We start from the raw sequence: 25,567 nt of genomic DNA on the forward strand, positions 1-25,567 counted from the left end.
TTATATTATGGAGAATAGAAAGATGTTACTTTATTATTTTATTTATTTTTAACTTTCCATTAATGAGTTTAAAAAATATACCTTATAAAAAATGTGTCTATAGACACATTTTTTTATAAATTAATGAAATTAATATGTTATTCATATTATATTTATAAATAAGATGTTATAATAAGTATTGATTTATTATAATAATATATGAGGTGATTTATACATATGAATAAAAGAATTAAGTTAGCATATTTAACTTTAGGTATAGGTATTGGAATGATTTTTACTAATATTTTATATTCTTTTTATCCTAATATAAAGTATTTAGACCTAGAAGATGAGGTTATAATAGAAAAAGCAAAAGAATTGGGAATGGTAAACTTAAAAGAAAGTATAGAGGTAGAGAATATAAAAGAAGATGTAATAGAAGAAAAGAAAGAAGATGAAGTCATGGAGCCAATAATGGAAATAGAAATTGTAGTAGAAAGTGGCTCAAATCTTACAAGGGTTGCAAAAAATCTTTACAATGCAAATTTAATAAAGGATGTAGATGAGTTTATTTTATTTGTAAAAGGAAAAAAACTAGATAAAAAAATTAGAACTGGAAGATATAAAATAGGATCCAATAGTTCCTATGACGATATTATAGAAACCTTGACTAGAAGACCTAATTAAATATAAAATTTTTTATTTTATATATTAAAATTTTGTAAGAAAGTTATTATATAATTTTAATCTATTATGAAGAGTTATGTAGTATAATAGTCTTTGCTGTCCTTTAAAATTTATAGTTAAAATGTTTAATACATCAAAGGATTGTCAACAATTGATAAAAAGGAGGTATTGATATGGCAATAGCAAACAATGAACTATCTAGTATTTATGATGGATTAATATATAAATTTCTTTATAATAATGATATAAGTTGCATACATATCCTCCTTAATCTATACGATTTAGAAGAAAATATTACAAACATTTGCCCCAAGTACGTATCTATACACAATCTAAAAAAGCATATTAGCAAGTTTTTGAAAAAGAGAAAAGGAAATTATTCTATATCCCTAAACCTTGGACAACTAATTCATGAAGATATTAATAGACTGGAACTATTTATTTATCTAGAAGGTTATAAACATGGTTATTTTAATAATTATTGGGTAAATATTTTAGAGCAAATAGCAGTAAAAAATACGGCTATAGATAAATTATATAAAAGTAAATATTTATATCATTTTGATAATAAAATAAAACAAATATCGGATATTAAGGCATTAATAGGTGGGGAAATTCAAAAAGTTGAGAAGCAAAATAAATATTTATATAATATTATTAAGGATTATTGTCATAAACTATTAAGGACAAAAATTTTCAACTTAAATGAACATTTAGATAAACAATTGACAATAGAATATAATTCAAAACCTTGTAACACTAAAGAAGAAGATAACTTATTAACTTTAGATGAATTAAACAGTATTTACAAAGAAATGGTAAAGATAGTGCTTAAAGATGGTTTAAAACTCTATAAAGAGGCATACTGGTACGGACTAAATGATAGAGTGTTAAAGAGGTATAGATAATATTTAAAGGGGAGATTATAAATGTTTATTAGAAATTATATGCTGCCGAAAGAAAAATTAACTACGGTTGAGTTAGGGGAGAGCTTGGGTAGAGCCCTTGAAAAAATTAATGAGGGAAATTTTTTATCCCTACCAGTTATAGATGGTAAGGAATTTAAGGGTATTCTTATGAAAGAAGCTGTTTATAGAAATTATTTAGAGTCTGGGAAATGTAATAAAGAGGAATATTTAAATAATATTAAAGTAGAAGAGGTATATAATAGTAATTATGAGTCCATTTCTGCAGATGAAAGAATTGAAAAAGCTTCTTATCTTTTAAAAGAACTTAGAACACCGTTTTTGCCAGTTTTTGATTCTAATAGTAAATTTGTAGGAATATTAACTCACTTTGCGATATTTAACGCTTTTTCAGAAATATTTGGAATAGATAAGGGAACGAGAATTGTTGTAAACATGTTTGATTTACCAGGACAGTTAGCAAGACTTACGGACGTAATTAGAAAAGAAAATATAAATATAATAAATTTTGCCATTATGGATCCAAAAGTATTAGACTTAATTCAAGTTATACTTAGGGTGGATACAGATGATGTAGATAAACTGGTTGATAGAATTCAATCAGCAGGATTTAAGATTGGTGAAGTTACCAAATAGTGTATTTTGTATAAAAAATTGTAAAATGGATATAATAACCCTCTAGATAGTAATCTGGAGGGATATTTATGAAAAAAGACAAAGTTTTACCTGTTTTCTTTTTTTCTTTAACCTTATTTTTAGTGAGTTTCATATTTGGTTATCAATTGATGAATAAAAAACTAAATCCGAAGGACATTAGCAAAATAGGTATAAAAGAAAAAGATATATTAGAGCATCCAGAAAAGGAAATACTTGGTGAAGGTAATAGAATTTCTCCAAATACTTTTATAGAAGAGAGAATTCATTATATGGCTTGTGACCATATTATTACAAAAACTAATCTTGTAGAAGATAATATGGTTAATATGACGAAAGAAGAATTTACTGAATATATTCAAGCAAATTATCCTAATAAAAAGGTAATTTCTTTTTCATCTAGTAAAGTAACATTAGGAACTACTAAAAATCATTTATGTGAAAATCATTATATAGTTGGAGAGAAAGATGGTTTAATAGCAATATTTAAGGTTGGTGAAAATGGAGAGAGAATATTAGATAATGTATTAGTAGATTATCCGATTTCATTATTGATGGATATTGATCAAGAAAAAATAATGAATGGTATTGTGGTAGATAACGAAGATGAATTATCTGAAATTCTTGAGAATTTTATTAGTTAACTAAGTTAGATTTTCTAACTTAGTTTTTTGTGTGTAAATATGGTACAATAGTAAATATAGTTATAGAAGGGAGATAAAGGATGATAATTCTAGGAATTGATCCAGGAATTGCAATAGTTGGATATAGTATTGTAGAATGTAGTGGAAATAAATTTAAGGCAATTGATTATGGATGCATAAGAACAGATTCTGATATCTTATTTCCAGATAGAATAAAGATAATATATACTAAGCTTACTGAAATTATAGAAAAATATAACCCTGAAGATTTAGCTGTAGAAGAACTATTTTTCAATAAGAATGTAAAAACAGCTATAAAGGTAGGACAAGCACGAGGAGTAGAAATATTAGCCGCTGTTAATAAAGGGCTAAATATATATGAATATACCCCTTTGCAGATAAAACAATCCGTCGTAGGATATGGGAGAGCAGATAAAAATCAAGTACAAGAAATGGTAAGGATATTATTAAATTTAAAAGAGAAGCCTAAACCAGATGATGTAGCAGATGCTTTAGCAGTAGCTATATGTCATGGCAGTTCTATTAAATTTAAAGAATCTTTTAGAATGAAATAATATATAAAGGGTGAATACTTTGTTTGAGTTTATTATTGGAGATATAGTATCCATAAAGGAAGATTATATAGTATTGCAGAATAATGGAATAGGTTATAAAATATTTACATCTACTAATACAATGTTTCAGATTGAACTAGGGATGAAAAATGCAATGATTTTTACATATTTGAATGTAAGGGAAGATGGAATATTTATTTATGGATTTACATCGGAAGAAGAACTTAATATGTTTAAATTGCTTCAGATGGTTTCCAAAATTGGACCTAAAATAGCATTAGGAATATTATCTACATTAAATTCAAATCAGATTAAATTAGCTATAATGAAAAAGGATTTAGATGCTTTATGCAAGGCACCAGGAATTGGGAAAAAAACTGCTGAAAGAATAGTATTAGAGCTAAAAGATAGGATAGATAAGGATATAATAATTGAAGAAGATAATGTAAGTGATTTGGGTTATGATAACTATATTGAAGCTATAAATGGATTAATGTCTTTAGGATATAAAAGAATAGAAGTTGAGAAGATTATAAGAACTATGGATATATCCAATATGAGTATTGAAGATATAATTAGGGAAACATTAAAGAGATTATCAAAACATTAAGAGGGGTTAATAAATGGAGAATATTAATGATAGAATAGTGGCTGGAAGTCTAAGAAATGAGGATTTAGATAGTGAATTGACATTAAGACCTAAATGGATTACTGAATATATAGGTCAACATAAGGCTAAGGAGAAATTAAATATCTTTATTCAAGCAGCTAAAGGAAGAAATGAATCTTTAGACCATGTACTATTATATGGACCCCCTGGACTTGGAAAAACAACTCTAGCAAATATTATTGCAAATGAAATGGGAGTTAATATAAGAGTCACATCAGGGCCTGCTATTGAAAGACCTGGGGATTTGGCTAGTATCTTAACCAATCTTTCAGAAGGGGATGTTTTATTTATCGATGAGATACATAGAATTAATAGGACTGTGGAAGAAATACTATATCCAGCAATGGAAGACTTTGCATTGGATATAATAATTGGAAAGGGCCCTTCTGCTAGATCTGTAAGGCTTGATTTATCCAAATTTACACTTATTGGTGCAACTACTAGGGCAGGACTATTAACATCACCCCTTAGAGATAGATTTGGTGTATTGTTAAACTTGGAGTTATATGACGATGAAAGTTTGAAACAGATTGTAATTAGATCTGCTGATATATTAGATATAGAAATTGAAGATAAAGGAGCTTTAGAAATAGCAAGAAGATCTAGGGGAACACCTAGAATTGCAAATAGATTACTTAAAAGAGTCAGAGACTATGCACAGGTTGTAGAAAAAGGTATAATTACTTGGGAGGTGGCAAGAAAGGGTTTAGAAGTTCTTGAAATTGATGAGTTAGGTCTAGATAGTGTAGATAGAAAACTAATTCTTACTTTAATAGAAAACTTTAATGGAGGCCCAGTTGGTGTAGATACTCCGTCTGCAGCAACAGGAGAAGAAAGAAATACAATAGAAGATGTATATGAGCCGTATCTTTTACAAATAGGTTTTCTAAATAGAACTCCTAGAGGAAGAATGGTTTCTAAAAAGGCATATGAACATTTTGAAATTCCATATACTGAAGATTAAAAATACAATTAGGGGGAGAAAGGATATATGAAAAAGAATATATCTAAACTTTTAATATTAATAATATTATTAACTTTATTACCTGTTAAAAAGTCTTATGCTAAAGCTATTAATAGTCAGTATCTAAATATTAGGCTAACAAAACCAATAAAGCAGAAAAATGTAGTTAATTTTGGAAGCAATAATGGATTTTTATTATTTTCTATTAATAATAAGGATGATATTTTATTAGATATAGAAGATACAAACATAAAAGCTGTATTGAGTGAGAATGGTATAAATTTAGTTAATTCTCGAGACGATATTATATTTACTTTGCCAAAGGATGGTAGTATTTTAATTTCATCAAATACATTTAATAGTTCAATAATTACAGTTGAAAAAGATAGATATAGGGATTATATTAGATTATTGAGTAGAAATAACGAGATTTATGTTATCAATTATGTAGGGCTTGAGAACTATTTATATGGAGTAGTTCCTGCTGAAATGCCAGCTACTTTTCATATGGAGGCATTAAAGGCACAGGCAGTGGCCTCTAGAAGTTTTGCAATTTCTAATATAAACAAGCATTCTTCTGAGGGGTTTAATTTATGTGATACTACTCATTGCCAAGTATATTCTGGAGTTGAATATGAAAGACCTTCAACTAATTTGGCTGTAGATGAAACTAGAGATGTATTTGCATATTATAATGGAAAGGTAATAGAAGCAATATTTCATTCAACAAGCAGTGGTTTTACTGAGGATAGTGTAAATGTATGGGGGGGAGATTTCCCATATTTAAAATCAGTAGAGGATAATTTTTCAACAGAGTCGCCTTATAGTAAATGGAGTTTTAGTATTAGTCTTAATGAATTAAATAATAATCTAATTTCATCTGGAATAGATATAGGAAATTTACAAGGAATGGAGATTATTGACTCTACTTCAACAGGAAAAGTAAATAAAGTAAAGGTCATTGGAACTAAGGGAGAAAAAATTATAAATGGTACTCAATTTAGGAATATAGTTGGAGCTGCAAAATTTAAAAGTTCTTGGTTTGATATAAAAAGTGGTAATATGAGTACATCTAATAATCAAGTTTATATTATGGATGGAGCTATGCTTAAGCCCCAAACTATGGACATTAATAAAGCCTATATAATTGATGGAAAGAATCAAAATAAGGTAACTAGGGGAACTGTAAGCAGGGCAATTGGGAAAGATAAGGTAGAATCCTTAGGACAATTTTATCCTATAAATTCTTCCGAAATATTAATCGAAGGAAAAGGATTTGGTCATGGAGTAGGTATGAGTCAATTTGGAGCAAAGAAAATGGCTGAGTTAGGATATGATTTTGAGGAAATCCTTAAATATTACTATACTGGAATAGATGTATTAACAAATAATTAATCAATTATCATAATAGAGAAGGATGGTCTAATGAAAAGAGAAGATTTTAGTTATTTTTTACCAGAAAAGTTAATAGCCCAACACCCTTTAAAGAACAGGGAAGAATCTAGGCTGTTAGTATTGGATAAAGAAACTGGCGAAATAGAGCATAGAAAATTTAAGAATATTATTGAGTATTTAAACAAAGGAGATTGCTTAGTTTTAAATGATACAAAAGTAATACCTGCTAGACTCTTTGGAAATAGAATAGGAAAAGAGGAAAGTATAGAAATTTTGCTTCTTAAAAGAATGGAAGACAATTTATGGGAAACTTTAGTGAAACCTGGGAAAAAGGCTAGACCTGGGCATATAATAGAATTTGGCGGCGGAGTTTTAAAGGGTGAAGTTTTATCAATAGGAGAAGATGGTACTAGAATCATAAAATTTGAATATAAAGGAATATTTGAGGAGGTTTTAGATAGTTTAGGTGAGATGCCATTGCCTCCATATATTACAGAGATACTAGAAGATAAAGATAGGTATCAAACTGTTTACTCAAAGCATAAAGGTTCAGCTGCTGCACCAACGGCTGGTCTTCATTTTACTAATGAACTATTAAATGAAATTAGAGATAAAGGTGTCAATATAGCCTGTATAACCTTACATGTAGGGCTTGGAACCTTTAGACCTGTTAAAGTAGACAATATCTTAGAGCATCATATGCATTCCGAATATTATAATATACCAGAAGAAGCAGCAAATATAATTAATAAGTCTAGAGAGAATGGGGGAAAAATAATATCTGTAGGAACTACATCTACTAGAACCTTGGAGACTGTAGCTGATGAAAATGGAAAAATTATACCAAAATCAGGTTGGACTGATATATTTATTTATCCTGGATATAGATTTAAAATTATAGATAGATTGATTACAAACTTTCATCTGCCAGAATCAACTTTGCTTATGTTGGTTAGTACATTAGCTACTCAAGAAAAAATATTAGGTGCATATAAAATAGCAGTGGAAGAAGAATATAGATTTTTTAGTTTTGGCGATGCCATGTTTATAAAATAACAGGAGGTAATTATGGCAATAAGATTTGAATTATTAAAAGAATCAAAGGATTGCAAAGCAAGGCTTGGGAAATTATATACTCCTCATGGAGTCATAGAAACACCAATATTTATGCCTGTAGGAACTAGAGCTACGGTTAAAGCTATGACACCAGAGGAAGTAAAAGGCTTAGGTGCGCAAATAATTTTAAGTAATACTTACCATTTATATTTAAGACCAGGTCATAAACTGATAGAAGAAGCAGGAGGACTGCATAAATTTATGAATTGGGAAGGACCTATTTTAACGGATAGTGGAGGCTTTCAGGTTTTTAGTCTAGGAGATCTGAGGAAAATAAAAGAGGAAGGAGTAGAATTTAGATCTCATATTGATGGTTCTAAACATTTCATAAGCCCAGAAAAATCTATAGAAATTCAAAATTCTTTGGGTTCCGATATTATGATGTGTTTTGATGAATGTACTCCTTATCCAGCTACCTATGAGTATGCAAAACATTCTATGGAAAGGACTACTAGATGGGCTAAAAGATGTAAAGATTATCATAAAAATTGGGATGAGCAAGGATTATTTGGAATAGTTCAAGGAGGAATGTATAAGGATTTAAGGGAACAAAGTGCCAAGGAGTTGGTAGAATTAGATTTTCCAGGATATGCAATAGGTGGACTTAGTGTAGGAGAACCTAAGGAATTAATGTGTGAGCTTTTGGATTTTACTACACCTTTATTACCTAAAGACAAACCTAGGTATAATATGGGGGTAGGGACTCCAGACTATCTATTTGAATCTGTAATTAGAGGAATAGACATGGCAGATTGTGTACTTCCTACTAGGATTGCAAGGAACGGAACAGCTCTTACATCACAAGGAAAGATAGTCATAAGAAATGCAAAATATGCGAAGGATTTTACTCCATTAGATTCAGAGTGTGATTGTTATGCTTGTACAAATTATTCAAGGGCATATATTAGACATTTATTTAATGTAGATGAAATTCTAGGAGCAAGGCTTACTACAATTCATAATTTATACTTTTTAATAAAATTAATGGAAAACATTAGAAAAGCTATAAAAGAAGATAGAATTCTTGAATATAAAGATGAGTTTTATAAAAAATATGGTTATAATGATAAAAACTAGATGAATTATTTAAAAAATACTGTATAATAGATTATAGAAAGGGAGGGGTTTATACATGCCACAACAGTTACAAGGACTAATAATACCTATAGGTTTTTTAGTCGTATTTTATATTTTTGCCATTAGACCACAAAAGAAAAGAGAACAGCAAGTAAGAGAAATGAGAGATAATTTAAGAGTTGGTGATGAAATAATTACCATTGGTGGAATTAATGGAAAGGTTATAAAAGTAAAAGAAGACTTTATAACCATAGAAGTAGGTTCTTCTAAGACTAAATTAGATATGGCTAGATGGTCAGTTGGCTCAGTAGTTAATAAAAATGAATCAAAAAAATCTAAAGATGAAGAAGTAGATACTAAAGAAGAGGATAAATAGAAAAAAAGCTTCCTAATTTAATAAGGAAGCTTTTTTATGTAATAAATATCACTTTCCTTAAATAAATTAAAATAAGGATAAGGAGGGAGATATATGAAAACAAAAAATTTAGACAGAGGTATTCATTTATTAAGGGGGTTGCTTCTAGCCTATATAATTACATGTATTTTAATATTGTTTTTTTCACTACTATTAACCTATTCATCGCTTAAAGAAAATAAAATGCCTTTAATGAATACAGTAATTATGATGCTAAGTATAATAGTAGGCAGTATTTATGTATCGAAGGGAATCAAGGAAAAAGGTTGGATTAATGGGGGGATAGTAGGAATAGTATATTATTTAATATTAATTATACTTAATCTTATCTTTTTAAAATCTTTAGCATTGGATATATTTTCAATTTCAAAATTGGCACTGGCGTGTATTACAGGAATAATAGGTGGTGTTATTGGGATAAACATATCTTAAAAGAAAAAAAGCTTTAAATTCAAAAAAAAATATGATATAATAAATAGCAGAAAATAGACGCCAAGGGGGGATTTAAAATGAAATATATAAAGACAATATCTGGCAGCAATTTGAAAGATACTATAGCTAAAGGTGGCTGTGGAGAATGTCAAACTTCATGCCAATCAGCTTGTAAAACATCCTGTACTGTAGGAAATCAAAAATGCGAAAATAAATAAAAAAGTAAAGGGTGGTGGTTTATCCACTACTTTTTATTTGTATAAAATTGTTAATTGGGAGGAAGTTTAATGAATAGGGCATCAAAGATGCATAAGTTTCATTTAAATAATAAGTATATTATCTTAGATGTAAATACTGGTGCAGTACATGTAGTTGATAAAATTGTATATGAAATAATAGATTATTATGGAGAAAAGTCCATAGATGAAATAAAGAATATATTTAAAAGTACCTATGGTGAAAAAGCAGTTGAAGATGTTTACAATGAAATAGATGAATTAGCTAAAGAGGGGCTTTTATTTTCTGAAGGTGTAGATATTTCCAATTTCAAATATAATGAGGAAAATATTGTTAAAGCAATGTGTTTACATGTGGCACATGATTGTAATTTAAAATGTAACTACTGTTTTGCATCTCAAGGAGATTTTAAAGGGGAAAGGTCATTAATGTCTTTAGAAGTGGGAAAACAGGCATTGGACTATCTTGTTAAACACTCTGGTTCTAGAAGAAATCTAGAGGTAGACTTTTTTGGTGGAGAACCTCTTATGAATTTTGATTTAGTCAAGGAACTGGTAGATTATGGACGAAGTTTAGAAAAGGAATATAATAAGAACTTTAGATTTACTATTACTACAAACGGAGTTTTACTTGATGATGAAAAGATTGATTATATTAATGACAATATGTCAAATGTTGTTCTTAGTTTAGACGGAAGAAAAGAAGTCAATGATAATATGAGAAAGACAATCTCTGGAGAAGGCAGTTATGATATTATTCTACCTAAGTTTAAAAAAATGGTGGAAAAAAGAGGAGATAAGGACTACTATATCAGAGGTACTTTTACTAGCAATAATATTGATTTTTCCAAAGATGCATTAGATTTTTATAATAATGGATTTAAAAAGATTTCCATAGAGCCGGTAGTAACTTCAGAGGAGATGGATTATGCTCTAAGGGAAGAACATTTGCAATTAGTTTTAGATGAATATGAGAAGTTTTCTAAAGAATATATTAATATAAAGAAGATGGACAAAGAGTTTTATTTTTTCCATTTTATGATAGATTTAAAGCAGGGACCTTGTATAATTAAGCGAGCTGTTGGTTGTGGGGCAGGGTCAGAATATATGGCAGTTACTCCTGAGGGAGATTTATATCCTTGCCACCAATTTGTAGGGGAGGAAGGATTTAAACTAGGTACTGTTTTTGATGGAGTTGAAAATACAGGTTTAAGAGAAAAATTTAAGAAAGCTAATGTATATAACAAGGAAGAATGCAGAGAATGCTGGGCAAGATTTTACTGTAGTGGAGGATGCCATGCAAACTCATACCATGCTCATAAAGATCTCAGTAAAGCATATAAACTAGGCTGTGAGATGGAAAAGAAAAGAATAGAATGTGCCATATCTATATTGGCAAACTTAGATGATTAGGAGGGGTAAGATGAAAGCTAAAAATACTATATTATTTATATTAGTATTAGCTCTAGTAGGAGGCAGCACATTTTTAGCATTAAGTGGCGCTAAGATTGGTAAATATGAGATTCCAAAGGCAAAGGATTCAATTGAATTGGGATTGGAATTGGCTGGAGGAGTTTATGTAGTACTAGAGGCTCAAACTGACGCCAAGGGTGCTGAACTTCAAAAAATTATGGAACAATCAAAAGCTATTATCAATGAGAGGGTAAATGGTCTTGGTGTATCAGAACCTAATATTTCAATTGAAGGTGGTAATAGGATAAGAATTGAACTAGCAGGTATAAATGATCCACAAAAGGCTATTGAACTAATAGGTAAAACAGCACAGTTGCAATTTGTTGATCCAAAGAGGAATATTGTATTGACAGGTAAAAATGTTGCTGGTTCAGAAGTTCAATATCATACAGATAAATTAAATCAACAAGAAATTGTTGTAAGTCTAGAACTGGACAAAGAAGGTACTGAAAGATTTGCTGAAGCTACTGGAAGACTTACATTAGAGCCAAAGAGAGAAGATAGAATTATCTATATAATTTTAGATGATCAGGTAATATCATATCCTGCAGTAAAAAGTGCAGCAGAAGGTGGAACAGCAATTACAGATGGTAAGGCTGTTATAACAGGAGGATTTACTTTAGAAGAGGCTAGCCAATTGGCAACTTTAATTAGAGCTGGAGCTTTACCAGTAGAGATGAAAGAATTACAAACATCTGTAATTGGACCAACTTTAGGATTAGAGGCATATGAAAAAAGTATCAAAGCCGGAGCAATTGCACTTCTTATAATTATGGCATTTATGATGCTTGTATATAGAATTCCTGGTTTTATCGCTTCTATTGGACTTATTATATATACATTGATAACTATATTTACAATGTCATCCTTAGGGGTTAAACTAACACTTCCAGGCATTGCAGGTTTAATTTTATCTATAGGTATGGCAGTAGATGCTAATGTTATAATCTTTGAAAGAATAAAAGAAGAAATAAGAATAGGTAAAAGTGTTAGAACTGCTGTAGATGCAGGATTTAAGAGAGCGCTTACATCTGTAATAGACTCTAATATAACTACTTTAATAGCTGGAACTGTATTATATTATTTTGGTACAGGTCCTATTAAGGGATTTGGTGTAACTTTAATAATTGGTATAGTGGCTTCCATGATAACATCAGTTATTATTTCGAAATATTTATTAAAATCAATAGTATCAATTACAGGTGGTAAGAATAGCAAGCTTTATGGAGCTTAATAGAGGGGTGAGAAAATGGATATTATAAAAAATAGAAAGATATTTGCAATATTTTCATTAGTTATAATCCTAGCAGGACTTTTTATGTTTTTTACTAAGGGTTTAAACTATGGAATTGATTTCACTGGTGGTACATTAATTCAAATAAATGCAGGAAAATTTATACCAGCAGATGAAATTAGAGAAATAACAGATGAATATGATAAAAATGTAAGTATTTTACATGCAGGTTTAGAAAAAGATGAATTAATAATAAAAAGCACTTTAGACCTTCCTAATGATACAATTACAAATATAATAAATAAGTTTATAGAAAAATATGATATAAATGAAAATAATTTTCAATCTGAAAAATTTGGTCCTTTTATGGGAAAAGAAATAAGGGAAAAAGCTATGCTATCCACATTAATAGCCACTGTATTAATGCTTGGATATATAACATGGAGATTTGAATTCAATTTTGGTGTAGCAGCTATAATTGCTTTAATTCATGATATATTCATTATGTTAGCTGTTTATTCCATACTTAGAATTCCAGTAAATAGTTCATTTATTGCTGCAATTTTAACTATTTTAGGATACTCTATAAATGATACAATAGTAATCTTTGATAGAATAAGAGAAAATGCAAGATTATATCCAAAAGAATCAGCAGAAAATCTAATAAATAATAGTATAAAACAATCTCTAAAGAGAACAATAAACACATCTTTCACTACTTTAGTTGCAATTCTTATTTTATATATAGTAGGAGTTGAAGCTATTAAGGTACTTGCATTGCCACTTATGATTGGTGTCTTAGCTGGTACTTATTCATCAATGTTTATTGCATCTCCAATCTGGTATGAACTTAAAAATAGAAAAATAAAAACTGCTAAATAGGCAGTTTTTGTTTTATGTCATAAGAAGTTTTTGTCAAAAAATAAGAAATATATAAGAATAACTAGAATTAAATGTAATAAAATGATAAAATTTAGATACTAATTAGCGTATCTAAATTTTATTTCTATTGGAGTGAAGTAATTGGAGAAATGGTTTATAAAAAACAAAGCAACTGATTATAAAAAAATTGCAAGGGATTTTAAAATATCTGAATTTTTATCTAAACTTTTAGTTAATAGAGATATAATTGATTACAGATTAATAGATAGCTTTATATATCCAGATTTAAATAAATTACATAGTCCGGATTTTATGAAAGATTTATCAAAAGGAGCATCTATTATTAGAGATGATATTATTAATAAGAGAAAAATAAGAATAGTTGGAGATTACGATGTAGATGGAGTAATTTCAATTTATTTATTATATAGAGGTATTAAAAAATGTGGAGGAAATGTTGATTATGTTGTACCAAATAGGATTGATGATGGTTATGGTATAAATATTGAAATTGTTAAAGAAGCAAAACGAGATAATATAGATACTATAATAACCTGTGATAATGGTATAGCAGCAATAGAGCAAATAAAATTTGCAAAAGACTTTGGGTTAACTGTAATAGTTACAGATCATCATGATATACCTTTTATAATAGATGAAAATGGAGAAAAAAAATATTTGCATACTGGTGCAGATGCAGTAATAAATCCAAAACAAGAGGACTGTAAATATCCATTTAAAGGTCTTTGTGGAGCAGCAGTAGTATTTAAATTAATACAAAAATTATATTCTATGTTTAATTTGCCGCCAGAGGAGATTTATTGTTTTTTAGAATATCTTGCTATTGCAACAGTCTGTGATGTAGTAGATTTAGTTGATGAAAACAGAATTATAGTAAAGAAAGGTTTAGAACTTTTAAATCGGACTAGAAACATTGGTTTAAAGGCTTTGATAAAAGAAACAGGTATAGAGGGTAAGGAAATTGGAGTCTATCATCTAGGGTTTATTATTGGACCTAATATTAATGCTTCTGGAAGATTGGATTCAGCTATAAAGGCTATAGAATTGCTCTTGGCTGATGATTTAGATAATGCAAGTACTTTGGCAAAAGAACTTCGGGAGTTAAATGATGAGAGAAAAGAAATGACTAAAAATGGAGTAGAAAAAATAGTCAATATTATAGAGTCTTCTGAATTAAAGATGGATAAAGTATTTGTAATCTATGAACCAGAAATACATGAAAGTATTGCAGGAATCATAGCAGGAAGAATTAAGGAAAAATATAATAAGCCTACAATAGTATTAACTCAAGGAAAGGATGGAGTAAAAGGTTCTGGTAGATCTATAGAAGGATATAATATGTTTGAAGAACTATCACAATGTAAAGAATTATTATTGAGATTTGGTGGACATCCTATGGCAGCAGGTTTATCTCTAGAAGAGGAAAATATAATTAAATTACGAAAATCTTTAAATAAAAATACAATATTAACAGATGAAGATTTAATACCTAGAGTATATATAGATATGCAAATTCCTTTAGAATATATAAACTTTAAGTTAATTGATGAAATAAAACTTTTAGAACCATTTGGAAAAGGGAATACTAAGCCTATATTTGGTGAAAAAAGACTAAAAATTAATCGTGGCTTTATATTAGGTGTAAATAGAAATGTTTTAAAACTAATATTAGAAGATCAAAATAAAAAGACACTGGAAGGAATATTTTTTGGAGATATTGAGGCCTTTGAAAATGCAATAGAAAGCATTTACGGAAAAGATGAACTTAATAAAATCTATAGTGGAATAGATAATAATATAAAAATTGATATTCTATACTATCCTTCAATTAATGAATATAATGGTAATACTAATTTGCAAATTATAATCCAAAATTATAGGGTAGCAAAGAATATCACATCTTAACCTATTTGTTATAAGAAATGGATAATGGGTAATTATAAATAATCAAACTTATAGACACATTCATTATATATGAAGAGGGTGAATCAAATGTTAGAAAACTTACTATTAAAAATAGAACAATATAATTCACAAGCAGATTTAAGCCTTATAGTAAAGGCATATAATTTTGCTCAACTAGCTCATGAAGGACAGGTAAGAAATTCAGGTGAAAAGTTTTTTATTCACCCCTTCAATGTTGCCATTATATTAGCAGATTTAAATATGGATACAGATACTATAGTAGCGGGCTTACTTCATGATGTTATAGAAGATACAGAAATAACCTATGAGAATATTGTAGAAGAATTTGGAGTTGAAATAGCCAATTTAGTAGAAGGAGTAACAAAATTAAAGAAACTTCAATATAAAACCAAACAGGAAAACCAAGCAGAAAATTTAAGAAAAATGGTTTTAGCTATGGCTAATGATATAAGAGTTATTATAGTTAAATTGGCTGATAGACTTCATAATATGAGAACATTAGAATATATGAGAGATGAAAAGAGAAAAGAAAAAGCTCTAGAAACTTTAGAGATTTATGCTCCCTTAGCACATAGATTAGGAATTTCCAAAATAAAATGGGAACTAGAAGATTTATCCTTAAGATATCTTGACCCTGATAATTATTATGATTTAGTTGATAAGGTTTCTAAGCGAAGGCAGGAAAGGGAAGCATATGTAAAAAACATAATAGAAACATTGAGTAAAAAATTAGATGAAGTCAAAATAAAATATGATGTTAGCGGCAGACCAAAGAATTTTTATAGTATATATAAAAAAATGGTTCATCAAGGAAAGGCTTTTGAGCAAATATTTGATTTAACTGCTATAAGGGTTATAGTAGATAATATTAAGGATTGTTATGAAGTGCTTGGTATAGTCCATAACTTATGGAAACCTTTACCAGGAAGATTTAAGGATTATATAGCAATGCCCAAGCCTAATATGTATCAATCCATTCATACTACAGTAATTGGTATGAAGGGAGAGATATTTGAAGTTCAAATACGTACTTGGGAGATGCATAGAACAGCAGAATATGGAATAGCTGCCCATTGGAAATACAAAGAGGGGAGTACAAAATCTGATAGCTTTGATGATAAACTTACATGGTTAAGACAATTACTTGAATGGCAATCAGATTTAAATGACCCTAAGGATTTTATGGAAACATTAAAGATAGACTTTTTTACAGATGAAGTATTTGTATTTTCTCCAAAGGGAGATGTAATAAACCTTCCTGATGGTTCTACGCCTATTGATTTTGCTTATAGAGTTCATACTGAGGTAGGAAATAAATGTGTAGGTGCTAAAGTAGATGGAAGAATTGTTCCTTTAAATTATAGACTAAAAAATGGAAATATTGTTGAAATAATTACATCTGCAAATAGCAATGGACCTAGTAGAGATTGGATTAAGATAGTAAAAAGTACTCAAGCAAAAACTAAAATTAGACAATGGTTTAAGGCTAAGGAAAAAGATTTAAATATTATAAGAGGAAAAGAATCATTAGAAAAAGAAGTTAAAAGATTAGGGTATAAAACATCTGAAATTTTAAAAGATGAATGGCTGAAAAACATAGCATCTAAAGTTAGTGTAAATTCTATTGATGATTTGTATGCATCTATTGGTTATGGTAATATAACATTAAATCAAGTTATTTCAAAATTAAAAGTACAATATAATGATTATTATAAGATAACAGATGAAAAAGCTTTTATAGAAAGTAAAATACAGCAACCTACTCAAGGGAAGATAAGTAAACCTACTCAAGGTATTAAGATAAAAGGTATAGATAATATTAAAATAAGATTTTCCAAATGCTGCAATCCCGTTCCAGGAGATGAAGTAGTAGGTTATATAACTAGGGGAAGGGGAGTTTCAGTTCATAGAGCAGATTGTCCAAATATAATAATGTCAGAGGATGCAGAGAGATTTATAGAAGTAGAATGGGATTTCCAGAAGAAAGCATCTTATCCTGCTGAAATACAGATAAAGGCATCAGATAGATCAGGACTTTTGGCAGAGATCACTCAAAAAATAACAGATTCTGATTTAGGAGTAATATCATTAAACGCTAGAACATCCAAGGATAAAATAGTATTTATAAATGTGACCCTTGAGATTAAAAATATTGAAGAGTTAAGGGATTTAATGAAAAAGGTAAAAAGAATAAAAAATGTAATGGATGTATATAGAGTTACAGCTTAAGGAGAGATATAGATGAGAGCAGTTGTACAAAGAGTTTCAGAAGCTGCAGTTAAAGTAGATAATAAAGTAGTTGGTGAAATAGGAAAGGGATTATTAGTATTTCTTGGCATAGGTGAAGGAGATACAGAAAAGGACTTAGAATATTTAGTAGATAAGGTTTTAGGACTTCGTATATTTCAAGATGAGAATGATAAAATGAATTTATCTCTATTGGATATTAATGGAGAGTTATTGGTTATTTCCCAGTTCACTCTTTATGGAGATGTAAGAAAAGGTAAAAGACCTAGTTTTACTGATTCAGCACATCCCGATATAGCCGAGAGAATGTATCTAGAATTTATTGATAAATGTAAGACTAAGGAAATAAAAACAGAAAAAGGCATTTTTGGTGCTGATATGAAAGTAAGTCTTATAAATGATGGGCCTGTAACCATATTATTAGATAGCAAAAAAACATTTTAGGAGGTAAAGTTTTGAAGATAATAAGAATACCAGCAGGTGTATACGCAGCTAATTGTTATATTATATATTCTGAGGTTACAAGAGATGGTATAGTTGTAGACCCAGGTGGAGATGTGGATGATATACTTTCATCAATAAGAGAAAATGGACTTAAAATTAAATATATAGTACTTACTCATGGTCATGGGGATCACATAGGAGGAGTAATACAATTAAATAAAGTCCTATCTGTTCCAGTGATGATACATGAAGACGATAGAGAAATTCTAGTTGATGGAAATAAAAATCTTTCCACAATAATGGCTATGGGAACAGTAGAAATAGAACCTGATATACTTCTAAAAGATGGAGATATTATAGAATTTGGTGATGAAAAAGCCCAGGTTCTTCACACTCCTGGGCATACTCTAGGAGGTATATGTATAAAAATAGGAGATAGTATAATAACGGGAGATACTTTATTTACAGGTTCTATAGGTAGGACGGATTTACTAGGGGGAGATTATGACTCTATAATAAACTCAATAAAAGATAAACTAATGATTTATCCAGATGATATTAAAGTATTTCCAGGACATGGAGCTCCATCTACAATAGGTAGAGAGAGGACTTCAAATCCATTTTTACGCTAAGATAAATAAGGTGATTCTGTGATAAAGCTATTGTTAATAAATCACGAAATTAAATATGAATTAGTTGAATTAATTAGAGTGTTTTTCCCAGGACAAGAGATTATATCTATTGATACACAAAATGATTATATAGGTGAAGGAATTCTTATAATTAACTCTTTATATGATGAGAATGGAAGAAAATATACCACTACAAGATTATATATAGATGATGTTTTAGTTAAACAATCAACGGAAAAAATTGATCTTATAGAAGTATATGGAGACTCCATAGATAAATATATAAGAATTGGAATTAAAAAATCCTTATATAATACGTTAATTTTTCTAAATGAAGCTGAAATTCCGTGGGGAATTTTAACAGGTATAAGGCCAGTTAAAATTGTCCATGAGCTATTGGATAGAAATATAGATGATAATGAGATAATTAGAGTGTTAACACAAGAATATAAACTATATATTGATAAGGCCCAGTTGATATTAAGTATTGGAAAGAAGCAAAGAAAGTATATTAAGCCCTTAGATAAGGATAAGTATAGTTTATACATAAGTATACCTTTTTGTCCTACTAGATGTTTATACTGCTCGTTTCCAGCCTTACCTATAGGCAGATATGGAAATCATATTAAAGAATATATTTCAAAATTAATATATGAAATTAATAGTATATCTAAAATGATGAAAGGGAAAAATATAAATACAGTATATATAGGTGGAGGTACTCCAACTGCAATCCTGCCAACAGAGCTTGAGAAGGTAATTCATGCTATTTATAATAATTTTGGAGAAAAAGATATAAAAGAATTTACAGTAGAAGCTGGCAGACCAGATACCATTACAGAAGATTATCTGAGAATGTTAAATAAAAATAACATAGGAAGAATAAGTATTAATCCACAAACCATGAATGATACTACTTTGAAATTAATAGGTAGGAAGCATAAAACAGAAGATATTATTAGAACTTTTAAATTAGCTAAGGAAATTGGGTTTGATATAATAAATATGGACTTAATTATAGGACTTCCTGGGGAAGACATTTTTCATGTTAAAAAAACATTAGAAGAAATTAAAAAATTAGATCCAGAGAACCTAACAATCCATACACTTTCAGTAAAAAGGGGATCAAAGTTTAGAGACACCATGGACCAATATTCATTGCAACCTCAGAATGTTTTAAGTGCAATGTTTAATAAAACCATGGAATATTCAAAAGAGATGGGGCTAGAACCCTATTATCTTTATAGACAAAAACAGATACTTGGAAACCTTGAGAACATAGGATATTGCAAACCAAAAATGGAATGTATATATAATATTGCCATGATGGAAGAAAAAGAAACTATAATGGCAGCAGGAATGGGCTCAGTATCTAAGATTTTCTTTCCAGAAGAAAATAGAATAGAAAGAGTTCCTAATTTTAAAGATTTAAAAGAATATATTGAAAGAATAGATGAACTGATTGAAAATAAAAAAGTTATATTAGAAAGTAGTTAATAGGAAGGGGGTTTAAGGATTATGTTATGGTGGACAGATGAATTAGAAACAGGAATAGATTCCATAGACAAGCAGCATAAAAGTATATTTGATAAGGCCAGTGAGATTTTTAGCTTAGGGGTTAATTCAGATATTAAAGAAGTTGAGAAAATATTTATATTTTTGATGGGATATGCAAACAATCATTTTTATGAAGAAGAAATATTGATGATGGAAGATTCTTATAAAGACTTTATTGAACATAGAAGACAACATAATTACTTTATCGAGAAGATTTATAGAATATATCAAAATACAATAGAGGGACAGGTATCAGAAGAAAACTTAAACGATTTAAAAGTATTAATCATAGAGTGGCTTGCGAATCATATAAATATTGAAGATAAGAAATATATTAAATTAATGAAGGGTATTCAATAATACTCCTTGACATCGGTTATTTTATATTCTATAATTAATAAAAATAAATATAATACATTGAAAAGGAATAGTAGTTAAATTAATTAGTTATAGAGAGTCAGTAAAAGGTGGAAAACTGACACTAATATTTAATGAAGACACCTTGGAGTAGATAATCTATAAGATTAATTCGCAGAAATGCGTTAAATTTTTGAGTGAGGAAATACCTAATTAGGGTGGTACCGCGAGATAACCTCTCGTCCCTGTATATCAGAGATGAGGGGTTTATATTTTTTTGAGGAGGTAATATAATGGTAGAAAAAATGGAAAATTTAAGAAGAACTATTATGTGCGGAGAATTAAGACCGGAGCATGATGGTCAAGAAGTAGTGTTGATGGGGTGGGTACAAAGAGAGAGAAATCTAGGTTCACTTATATTTATTGACTTAAGAGATACAACTGGAATTTCTCAAATAGTATTTGATAATACAGTATCCAGTGAGATATTCGAAAAAGCAGAGAAAATCAGATCAGAATTTGTATTGGCAGTAAGAGGAAAAGTAAGGATTAGACAATCTATTAATAAAGAAATACCAACTGGAGAAGTAGAGGTATTAGTAGAAGAACTTAAGATTTTAGACGAATCTGAAACTCCGCCTATTTATATTAAGGATGATGATAATGTTTCAGAAAGTATGAGATTAAAATATAGATATCTAGATTTAAGAAAACCATCTATGCAAGAAAAATTGAAATTAAGGGCAAAAACAGCTAAAGTAGTAAGAGATTTCTTATATGAAAATAATTTTATCGAAACTGAAACCCCTATGTTAACGAAACCAACACCTGAAGGTGCTAGAGACTATTTAGTTCCCAGTAGAGTAAATCCGGGTGAGTTTTATGCATTGCCACAATCACCACAGCTAATGAAGCAACTTCTTATGGTTTCAGGAATGGATAGATATTATCAAATAGTAAAATGTTTTAGAGATGAAGATTTAAGAGCTAATAGACAGCCAGAATTTACTCAAATAGATATAGAAATGTCCTTTGTAGACGTAGAAGATATTATTTCAATAAATGAAAAACTTTTATATAAAATATTTAAGGAAATAAAAGGAATAGAGATAAAATTACCAATAGATAGGATGACTTATGCTGAAGCTATGGAGAGATTTGGAGTGGATAAACCTGATTTAAGATTTGGGTTTGAATTAAAAGATATTTCAGATTTAGTTAAAAACTGTGGTTTTAAAGTATTTAGTGGAGCTGTAGAAAACCAAGGTTCCGTACGAGGAATAAATATTAAAGGATATGGAGATAAATTTACTAGAAAGGATATAACTTCTCTAGAAGAATATGCAAAGACTTATGGTGCTAAAGGATTAGCTTGGATAAAGATTACAGAAGAAGGAATAACCTCCCCTATTGCAAAATTTTTCAGTGAGGAAGAATTTACGAGTATTTTAGAAAGAATGGATGGACAAAAAGGAGATTTAATCCTATTTGTAGCTGATAAGAACTCAGTTGTATATGATAGTTTAGGAAATCTAAGAAATGAAGTAGCGAAAAGATTAAATATAATCCATCCAAATGATATGAAATTAGTTTGGATTACTGAATTTCCGTTGTTTGAATTTGATGAAGAAGAAAATAGATATGTTGCTAAGCATCATCCATTTACACATCCTATGAATGAAGATATAGAATTACTTTTAACTCAGCCTGAAAAAGTTAGAGCTAAGGCTTATGATATAGTTATTAATGGAGATGAAATGGGTGGAGGAAGTATCAGAATCAATAATTCTGATTTACAAAAGAAAATGTTTAGTGCATTAGGATTTACAGAGGAAGAAGCTTGGGATAAATTTGGATTCCTTTTAGAAGCTTTTAAATACGGGACTCCTCCACATGGTGGAATTGCCTATGGTTTTGATAGGCTTATAATGCTTCTATCAAATACATCAAATATTCGTGATGTTATTGCTTTCCCTAAGACTCAATCAGCTACTTGTTTAATGACAAATGCACCTACTATTGTTTCAGATAAACAGCTAGAAGAAGTTCATGTAAAGCTTAATATTGAATAGTCAAGTTTTGGAAGGAGAATGAAATGAATAGTCCATTTATGAGATCAGAACTATTGCTGGGTAAAGAAGGAATGAAAAGATTATCCAAGGCAACAGTAGCTGTATTTGGAGTTGGAGGTGTAGGCTCCTTTACAGTAGAAGCATTAGCAAGGACAGGAATAGGTAACATATCATTAATAGATTATGATATAATAGACATAACCAATATCAATAGGCAAATACATGCTAATATAAAAACAGTAGGGCTATCAAAAGTAGAAGCTATGAGAGATAGAATCTTGGATATAAACCCAGATTTAAATATAAAAATATTTAAAGAAAAATATAATGAAAATACTAAAGAAATACTTCTTTCTCATAAATATGATTATATCGTAGATGCTATTGATATGATCTCCTCTAAAATTGATTTAATTGTAGAGTGTAAAAAAAGAGGAGTACCTATTATTAGTTCTATGGGTGCTGGCAATAAACTAAATCCTACTATGTTTAAGATAGGGGATATCTACTCTACAAAGGTATGTCCCCTAGCTAAGGTCATGCGACATGAGTTACGAAAGAGAGATATCAAAGACCTTAAAGTAGTATGGTCTGAGGAAATTCCTAGGAATGTAAACCTAGAAAATGACAATCTTAGAAAGGCAGTACCTGGTAGCATTAGTTTTGTTCCTTCAGTAGTTGGATTAATTATAGCATCTGAAGTAATAAAGGATATTGCGTTTTAGGAGGTGTAAATATGGAGCAGGTTGGATTTGTAAGAAAAGTAAATGGAAACAATGCTGAAGTAGAAGTGAGAAGAATTTCAGCATGCGGAGATAACTGTAAAAGTTGTGGTGGAAGTTGTAGTGTACCTAATCATGTTGTTATACTTCCAAATAACGTAAATGCTAAAGCTGGAGATTTTGTTGAGATAAAAGGAGAAGCTAAAAACATACTGAAATATACTATGATTATATATATGGTTCCTGTTACCATGTTAATTATAGGGATATTAATAGGTATGAAGATTTTGAAAAACTTAGATGTAATTAGTTATGAACCTTTTAGTTTTTTAATTGGTTTAGTATTTATGGCAATAGGATATTTTATAGTTAAGATTATTGATAAAAGATTTGGTAAAAAGGATAAAGGTATAATACAGATGACAAGAATTATTTAGATAAAGGGGTGCGATTGTTGGGAGATAAAACTGCTATTATTAAAAGGCTGAGAAGGGTTGAAGGACAAATAAAGGGAATACAAAAGATGGTTGATGAAGAAAAATTCTGTGGAGATATATTAATTCAAGTAGCTGCAGCAAGGGCAGCTTTAAACAGTGTAGGTGGCTTAGTACTTGAAAATTATATGAAAAATTGTTTAAAAGATTATTTACAAGGTGAAAGTGAAGAAGCTGCTTTAGATAAATTAGTTGATGTAATGCTAAAATATACAAAGCAAAATTAATCCTTTTGTTTAACCCTTTTAATTGATTTGGAAAAACCTGAGGAAATTATTATTCCTATGGCTATAGTAATTGCTACAAAAAAAGTTTCTACACCCTTGTTTGCAGCCAAATTAAAATCATTCTCTATTATAGCAAGCATTGTATAATACATGCCAGCACCAGGAACTAAGGGAACTATTCCTGAAGTGATATAAATGGTCGCTGGCTTTTTACATAGCCTTGCCAAGAGTTCACCCAATAGACCTACTGTTATAGCTCCAAAAAATGTTCCTATAATATTGCTATGAAGTAGATTAGCAGTTATATAATATATGGTCCAACCCATAGAACCAGCAATGCCTGCATATATTAAATTTTCTTTTGGAGAACTAAACAACACAGAAAATCCAATTGTAGACATAAAAGATAATATTAATTGTTTAATGATATTCAATTAAAATACCCCCTTCGCATAAAAATTGAGAATAATACCAACACCAAGAGCTATGGCTATTGCAGAAAATACTGCTTCCATACCCCTGGATAATCCTGACAGAAAATCTCCAGACATAGTATCTCTAGTGGCATTGGTAATAGGTACTCCAGGTACTAAACACATTATAGAGCCTATAATTACCTTGTCAAGATTTCCGCCTATACCAATTTTAACGAAAATATGGGAAAAAGCTGCTGCAAGGATTGCACCGAATAAATTATTAATAAAGAAAGTAAGATTAAATTTTGATATTAGATTAATAATAGTTAAAACAATAAAACTAACTGTAAAACTAGCAATAAAATCTAAAAAAGAACCTCCAAGAAGAACACAAAAAAATGCTGCTGCCAAGGAACCAAAAAAGGTTTTGGTTAAGTTTGTATAGCTATTTACCTTATTTATTCTTTTTAACTCCTTAAGTCCATCATCCATGGACATTTGGGAACTAACAAAATTACGAGAAAATTCATTGACCAAAGTAATTTTATTTAAATCTATTGAAGTTGTTTTAACCCTCTTAATATAGGAAATCAATTCACCTTTATATTCTAATGATATAAAGATTCCAGTTGGCACTATATAAGCATCTACATATTTAATATCTTTTCTTGATTTACAGATTCTAACTACAGTATCTTCAACCCTATATATCTCAGCACCACTTCTAAGCATTATATCTCCTGCTAGAGTAGCTAAAACTAATAATTTTTTAATACTTTTTCTATTATTGATTTCAGAATTATCCATATTCTCACCTCTTAAATTATATTCTTGTAAAAATGACAAAAACTCTATATAATGTAAATGATTAGTTTTTCACCTTTGAAATTAGTTATACTATATTATAGCATAATATGACTATAATTAATTACAAAAAATAAAAGATGAGGGGAGTAGAAGAAGATGGATTTTTCAAATTTAACTAAGCATGATCCTGAAGTGATGAACATTATTGAAATGGAATTTAATAGGCAGAAGAAACATATTGAACTTATAGCTTCAGAAAACTTTGTAACCCCACAAGTAATGGAAG

General features: G+C 29.4%; 28 protein-coding genes, 1 pseudogene and 1 other annotated feature. Of the genes and pseudogenes, 27 read left to right on the top strand and 2 right to left on the bottom strand.

The features are described 5' to 3' along the window. Positions 1-216: 216 nt before the first annotated feature. The 26 genes from RT714_RS08230 (at position 217) to RT714_RS08355 (ending at position 24,058) form a co-directional block, all read left to right on the top strand. Complete coding sequence (locus RT714_RS08230; protein WP_313757096.1) at positions 217-666, top strand: endolytic transglycosylase MltG; 450 nt, start codon at positions 217-219, stop codon at positions 664-666. A gap of 173 nt (positions 667-839) precedes the next feature. Then, entirely contained in the window at positions 840-1,574 is a 735-nt protein-coding gene (locus tag RT714_RS08235; protein ID WP_313757097.1) for a hypothetical protein, read from the top strand. 21 nt (positions 1,575-1,595) lie between these two features. Further along, complete coding sequence (locus tag RT714_RS08240; protein WP_313757098.1) at positions 1,596-2,228, top strand: CBS domain-containing protein; 633 nt, start codon at positions 1,596-1,598, stop codon at positions 2,226-2,228. Between the two features lie 68 nt (positions 2,229-2,296). After that, on the top strand, positions 2,297-2,890 hold the full coding sequence (locus RT714_RS08245) for a hypothetical protein (protein ID WP_313757099.1): 594 nt from the start codon (positions 2,297-2,299) through the stop codon (positions 2,888-2,890). A gap of 80 nt (positions 2,891-2,970) precedes the next feature. Next, on the top strand, positions 2,971-3,465 hold the full coding sequence (ruvC, locus tag RT714_RS08250; RefSeq protein ID WP_313757100.1) for a crossover junction endodeoxyribonuclease RuvC: 495 nt from the start codon (positions 2,971-2,973) through the stop codon (positions 3,463-3,465). 19 nt (positions 3,466-3,484) lie between these two features. Beyond that, a complete protein-coding gene (gene ruvA / locus RT714_RS08255) occupies positions 3,485-4,075 on the top strand; it encodes a Holliday junction branch migration protein RuvA (protein WP_313757101.1) in 591 nt (196 codons plus the stop codon). A 13-nt stretch (positions 4,076-4,088) separates the two neighbouring features. Continuing rightward, entirely contained in the window at positions 4,089-5,099 is a 1,011-nt protein-coding gene (ruvB, locus tag RT714_RS08260) for a Holliday junction branch migration DNA helicase RuvB (protein ID WP_313757102.1), read from the top strand. A 27-nt stretch (positions 5,100-5,126) separates the two neighbouring features. Next, entirely contained in the window at positions 5,127-6,494 is a 1,368-nt protein-coding gene (locus RT714_RS08265; protein WP_313757103.1) for a SpoIID/LytB domain-containing protein, read from the top strand. A 30-nt stretch (positions 6,495-6,524) separates the two neighbouring features. Continuing rightward, positions 6,525-7,550, top strand: a complete 1,026-nt coding sequence (queA, locus tag RT714_RS08270; protein WP_313757104.1) for a tRNA preQ1(34) S-adenosylmethionine ribosyltransferase-isomerase QueA — start codon at positions 6,525-6,527, stop codon at positions 7,548-7,550. Positions 7,551-7,562: 12 nt separating this feature from the next. Beyond that, positions 7,563-8,687 carry a tRNA guanosine(34) transglycosylase Tgt gene (gene tgt, locus RT714_RS08275; protein ID WP_313757105.1) on the top strand — a complete coding sequence of 375 codons (1,125 nt, stop codon included), beginning with the start codon at positions 7,563-7,565 and terminating at the stop codon, positions 8,685-8,687. A gap of 55 nt (positions 8,688-8,742) precedes the next feature. Continuing rightward, complete coding sequence (gene yajC, locus RT714_RS08280; protein ID WP_313757106.1) at positions 8,743-9,063, top strand: preprotein translocase subunit YajC; 321 nt, start codon at positions 8,743-8,745, stop codon at positions 9,061-9,063. Between the two features lie 93 nt (positions 9,064-9,156). Beyond that, on the top strand, positions 9,157-9,534 hold the full coding sequence (locus tag RT714_RS08285; protein ID WP_313757107.1) for a TIGR04086 family membrane protein: 378 nt from the start codon (positions 9,157-9,159) through the stop codon (positions 9,532-9,534). A gap of 77 nt (positions 9,535-9,611) precedes the next feature. Then, positions 9,612-9,752: a six-cysteine ranthipeptide SCIFF gene (gene scfA / locus RT714_RS08290; RefSeq protein WP_072977839.1), complete on the top strand. Its 141-nt coding sequence runs from the start codon at positions 9,612-9,614 to the stop codon at positions 9,750-9,752. Positions 9,753-9,821: 69 nt separating this feature from the next. Next, on the top strand, positions 9,822-11,183 hold the full coding sequence (gene scfB, locus RT714_RS08295; protein WP_313757108.1) for a thioether cross-link-forming SCIFF peptide maturase: 1,362 nt from the start codon (positions 9,822-9,824) through the stop codon (positions 11,181-11,183). A 10-nt stretch (positions 11,184-11,193) separates the two neighbouring features. Next, the gene (gene secD / locus RT714_RS08300) at positions 11,194-12,477 is read left to right on the top strand and encodes a protein translocase subunit SecD (RefSeq protein ID WP_313757109.1); all 1,284 of its coding nucleotides are present in this window, start codon (positions 11,194-11,196) and stop codon (positions 12,475-12,477) included. A 15-nt stretch (positions 12,478-12,492) separates the two neighbouring features. Beyond that, positions 12,493-13,359 (top strand): protein translocase subunit SecF, encoded by an 867-nt coding sequence (gene secF, locus RT714_RS08305; protein ID WP_313757110.1) that lies wholly within the window; start codon positions 12,493-12,495, stop codon positions 13,357-13,359. 141 nt (positions 13,360-13,500) lie between these two features. Then, entirely contained in the window at positions 13,501-15,285 is a 1,785-nt protein-coding gene (gene recJ / locus RT714_RS08310) for a single-stranded-DNA-specific exonuclease RecJ (RefSeq protein WP_313757111.1), read from the top strand. Positions 15,286-15,372: 87 nt separating this feature from the next. After that, positions 15,373-17,535, top strand: a complete 2,163-nt coding sequence (locus RT714_RS08315; protein WP_313757112.1) for a bifunctional (p)ppGpp synthetase/guanosine-3',5'-bis(diphosphate) 3'-pyrophosphohydrolase — start codon at positions 15,373-15,375, stop codon at positions 17,533-17,535. A 12-nt stretch (positions 17,536-17,547) separates the two neighbouring features. Further along, positions 17,548-17,997, top strand: a complete 450-nt coding sequence (gene dtd / locus RT714_RS08320; protein WP_313757113.1) for a D-aminoacyl-tRNA deacylase — start codon at positions 17,548-17,550, stop codon at positions 17,995-17,997. Positions 17,998-18,008: 11 nt separating this feature from the next. Next, the gene (locus RT714_RS08325; RefSeq protein WP_313757114.1) at positions 18,009-18,629 is read left to right on the top strand and encodes an MBL fold metallo-hydrolase; all 621 of its coding nucleotides are present in this window, start codon (positions 18,009-18,011) and stop codon (positions 18,627-18,629) included. A gap of 30 nt (positions 18,630-18,659) precedes the next feature. After that, positions 18,660-20,126, top strand: coding sequence for a coproporphyrinogen dehydrogenase HemZ (gene hemZ, locus RT714_RS08330; RefSeq protein ID WP_313757115.1), 1,467 nt, complete (start codon positions 18,660-18,662; stop codon positions 20,124-20,126). A 21-nt stretch (positions 20,127-20,147) separates the two neighbouring features. Further along, entirely contained in the window at positions 20,148-20,546 is a 399-nt protein-coding gene (locus RT714_RS08335) for a bacteriohemerythrin (RefSeq protein ID WP_313757116.1), read from the top strand. A 48-nt stretch (positions 20,547-20,594) separates the two neighbouring features. Continuing rightward, positions 20,595-20,793: a binding site (T-box leader), on the top strand. 43 nt (positions 20,794-20,836) lie between these two features. Further along, positions 20,837-22,615 carry an aspartate--tRNA ligase gene (aspS, locus tag RT714_RS08340; RefSeq protein ID WP_313757117.1) on the top strand — a complete coding sequence of 593 codons (1,779 nt, stop codon included), beginning with the start codon at positions 20,837-20,839 and terminating at the stop codon, positions 22,613-22,615. Positions 22,616-22,638: 23 nt separating this feature from the next. Continuing rightward, a complete protein-coding gene (locus tag RT714_RS08345) occupies positions 22,639-23,340 on the top strand; it encodes a tRNA threonylcarbamoyladenosine dehydratase (protein WP_313757118.1) in 702 nt (233 codons plus the stop codon). A gap of 11 nt (positions 23,341-23,351) precedes the next feature. Next, entirely contained in the window at positions 23,352-23,774 is a 423-nt protein-coding gene (locus tag RT714_RS08350; RefSeq protein WP_313757119.1) for a SoxR reducing system RseC family protein, read from the top strand. Between the two features lie 17 nt (positions 23,775-23,791). Continuing rightward, positions 23,792-24,058, top strand: coding sequence for a metal-sensitive transcriptional regulator (locus RT714_RS08355; protein WP_084725501.1), 267 nt, complete (start codon positions 23,792-23,794; stop codon positions 24,056-24,058). On the opposite strand, the gene RT714_RS08360 is transcribed toward RT714_RS08355, so the two are convergent. Both RT714_RS08360 and RT714_RS08365 read right to left on the bottom strand, forming a co-directional pair. Then, the gene (locus RT714_RS08360) at positions 24,055-24,492 is read right to left on the bottom strand and encodes a threonine/serine exporter family protein (RefSeq protein WP_313757120.1); all 438 of its coding nucleotides are present in this window, start codon (positions 24,490-24,492) and stop codon (positions 24,055-24,057) included. The genes RT714_RS08355 and RT714_RS08360 overlap by 4 nt on opposite strands. Continuing rightward, the gene (locus RT714_RS08365) at positions 24,493-25,281 is read right to left on the bottom strand and encodes a threonine/serine exporter family protein (protein ID WP_313757121.1); all 789 of its coding nucleotides are present in this window, start codon (positions 25,279-25,281) and stop codon (positions 24,493-24,495) included. It abuts the gene before it with no gap. 156 nt (positions 25,282-25,437) lie between these two features. On the opposite strand from RT714_RS08365, the pseudogene RT714_RS08370 reads away from it, so the two are divergent. Continuing rightward, positions 25,438-25,567: pseudogene (locus tag RT714_RS08370) on the top strand (serine hydroxymethyltransferase); the annotation flags it as partial.

The organism is Tissierella sp., assembly GCF_032104385.1.
Taxonomy (GTDB): Bacteria; Bacillota; Clostridia; order Tissierellales; family Tissierellaceae; genus Tissierella.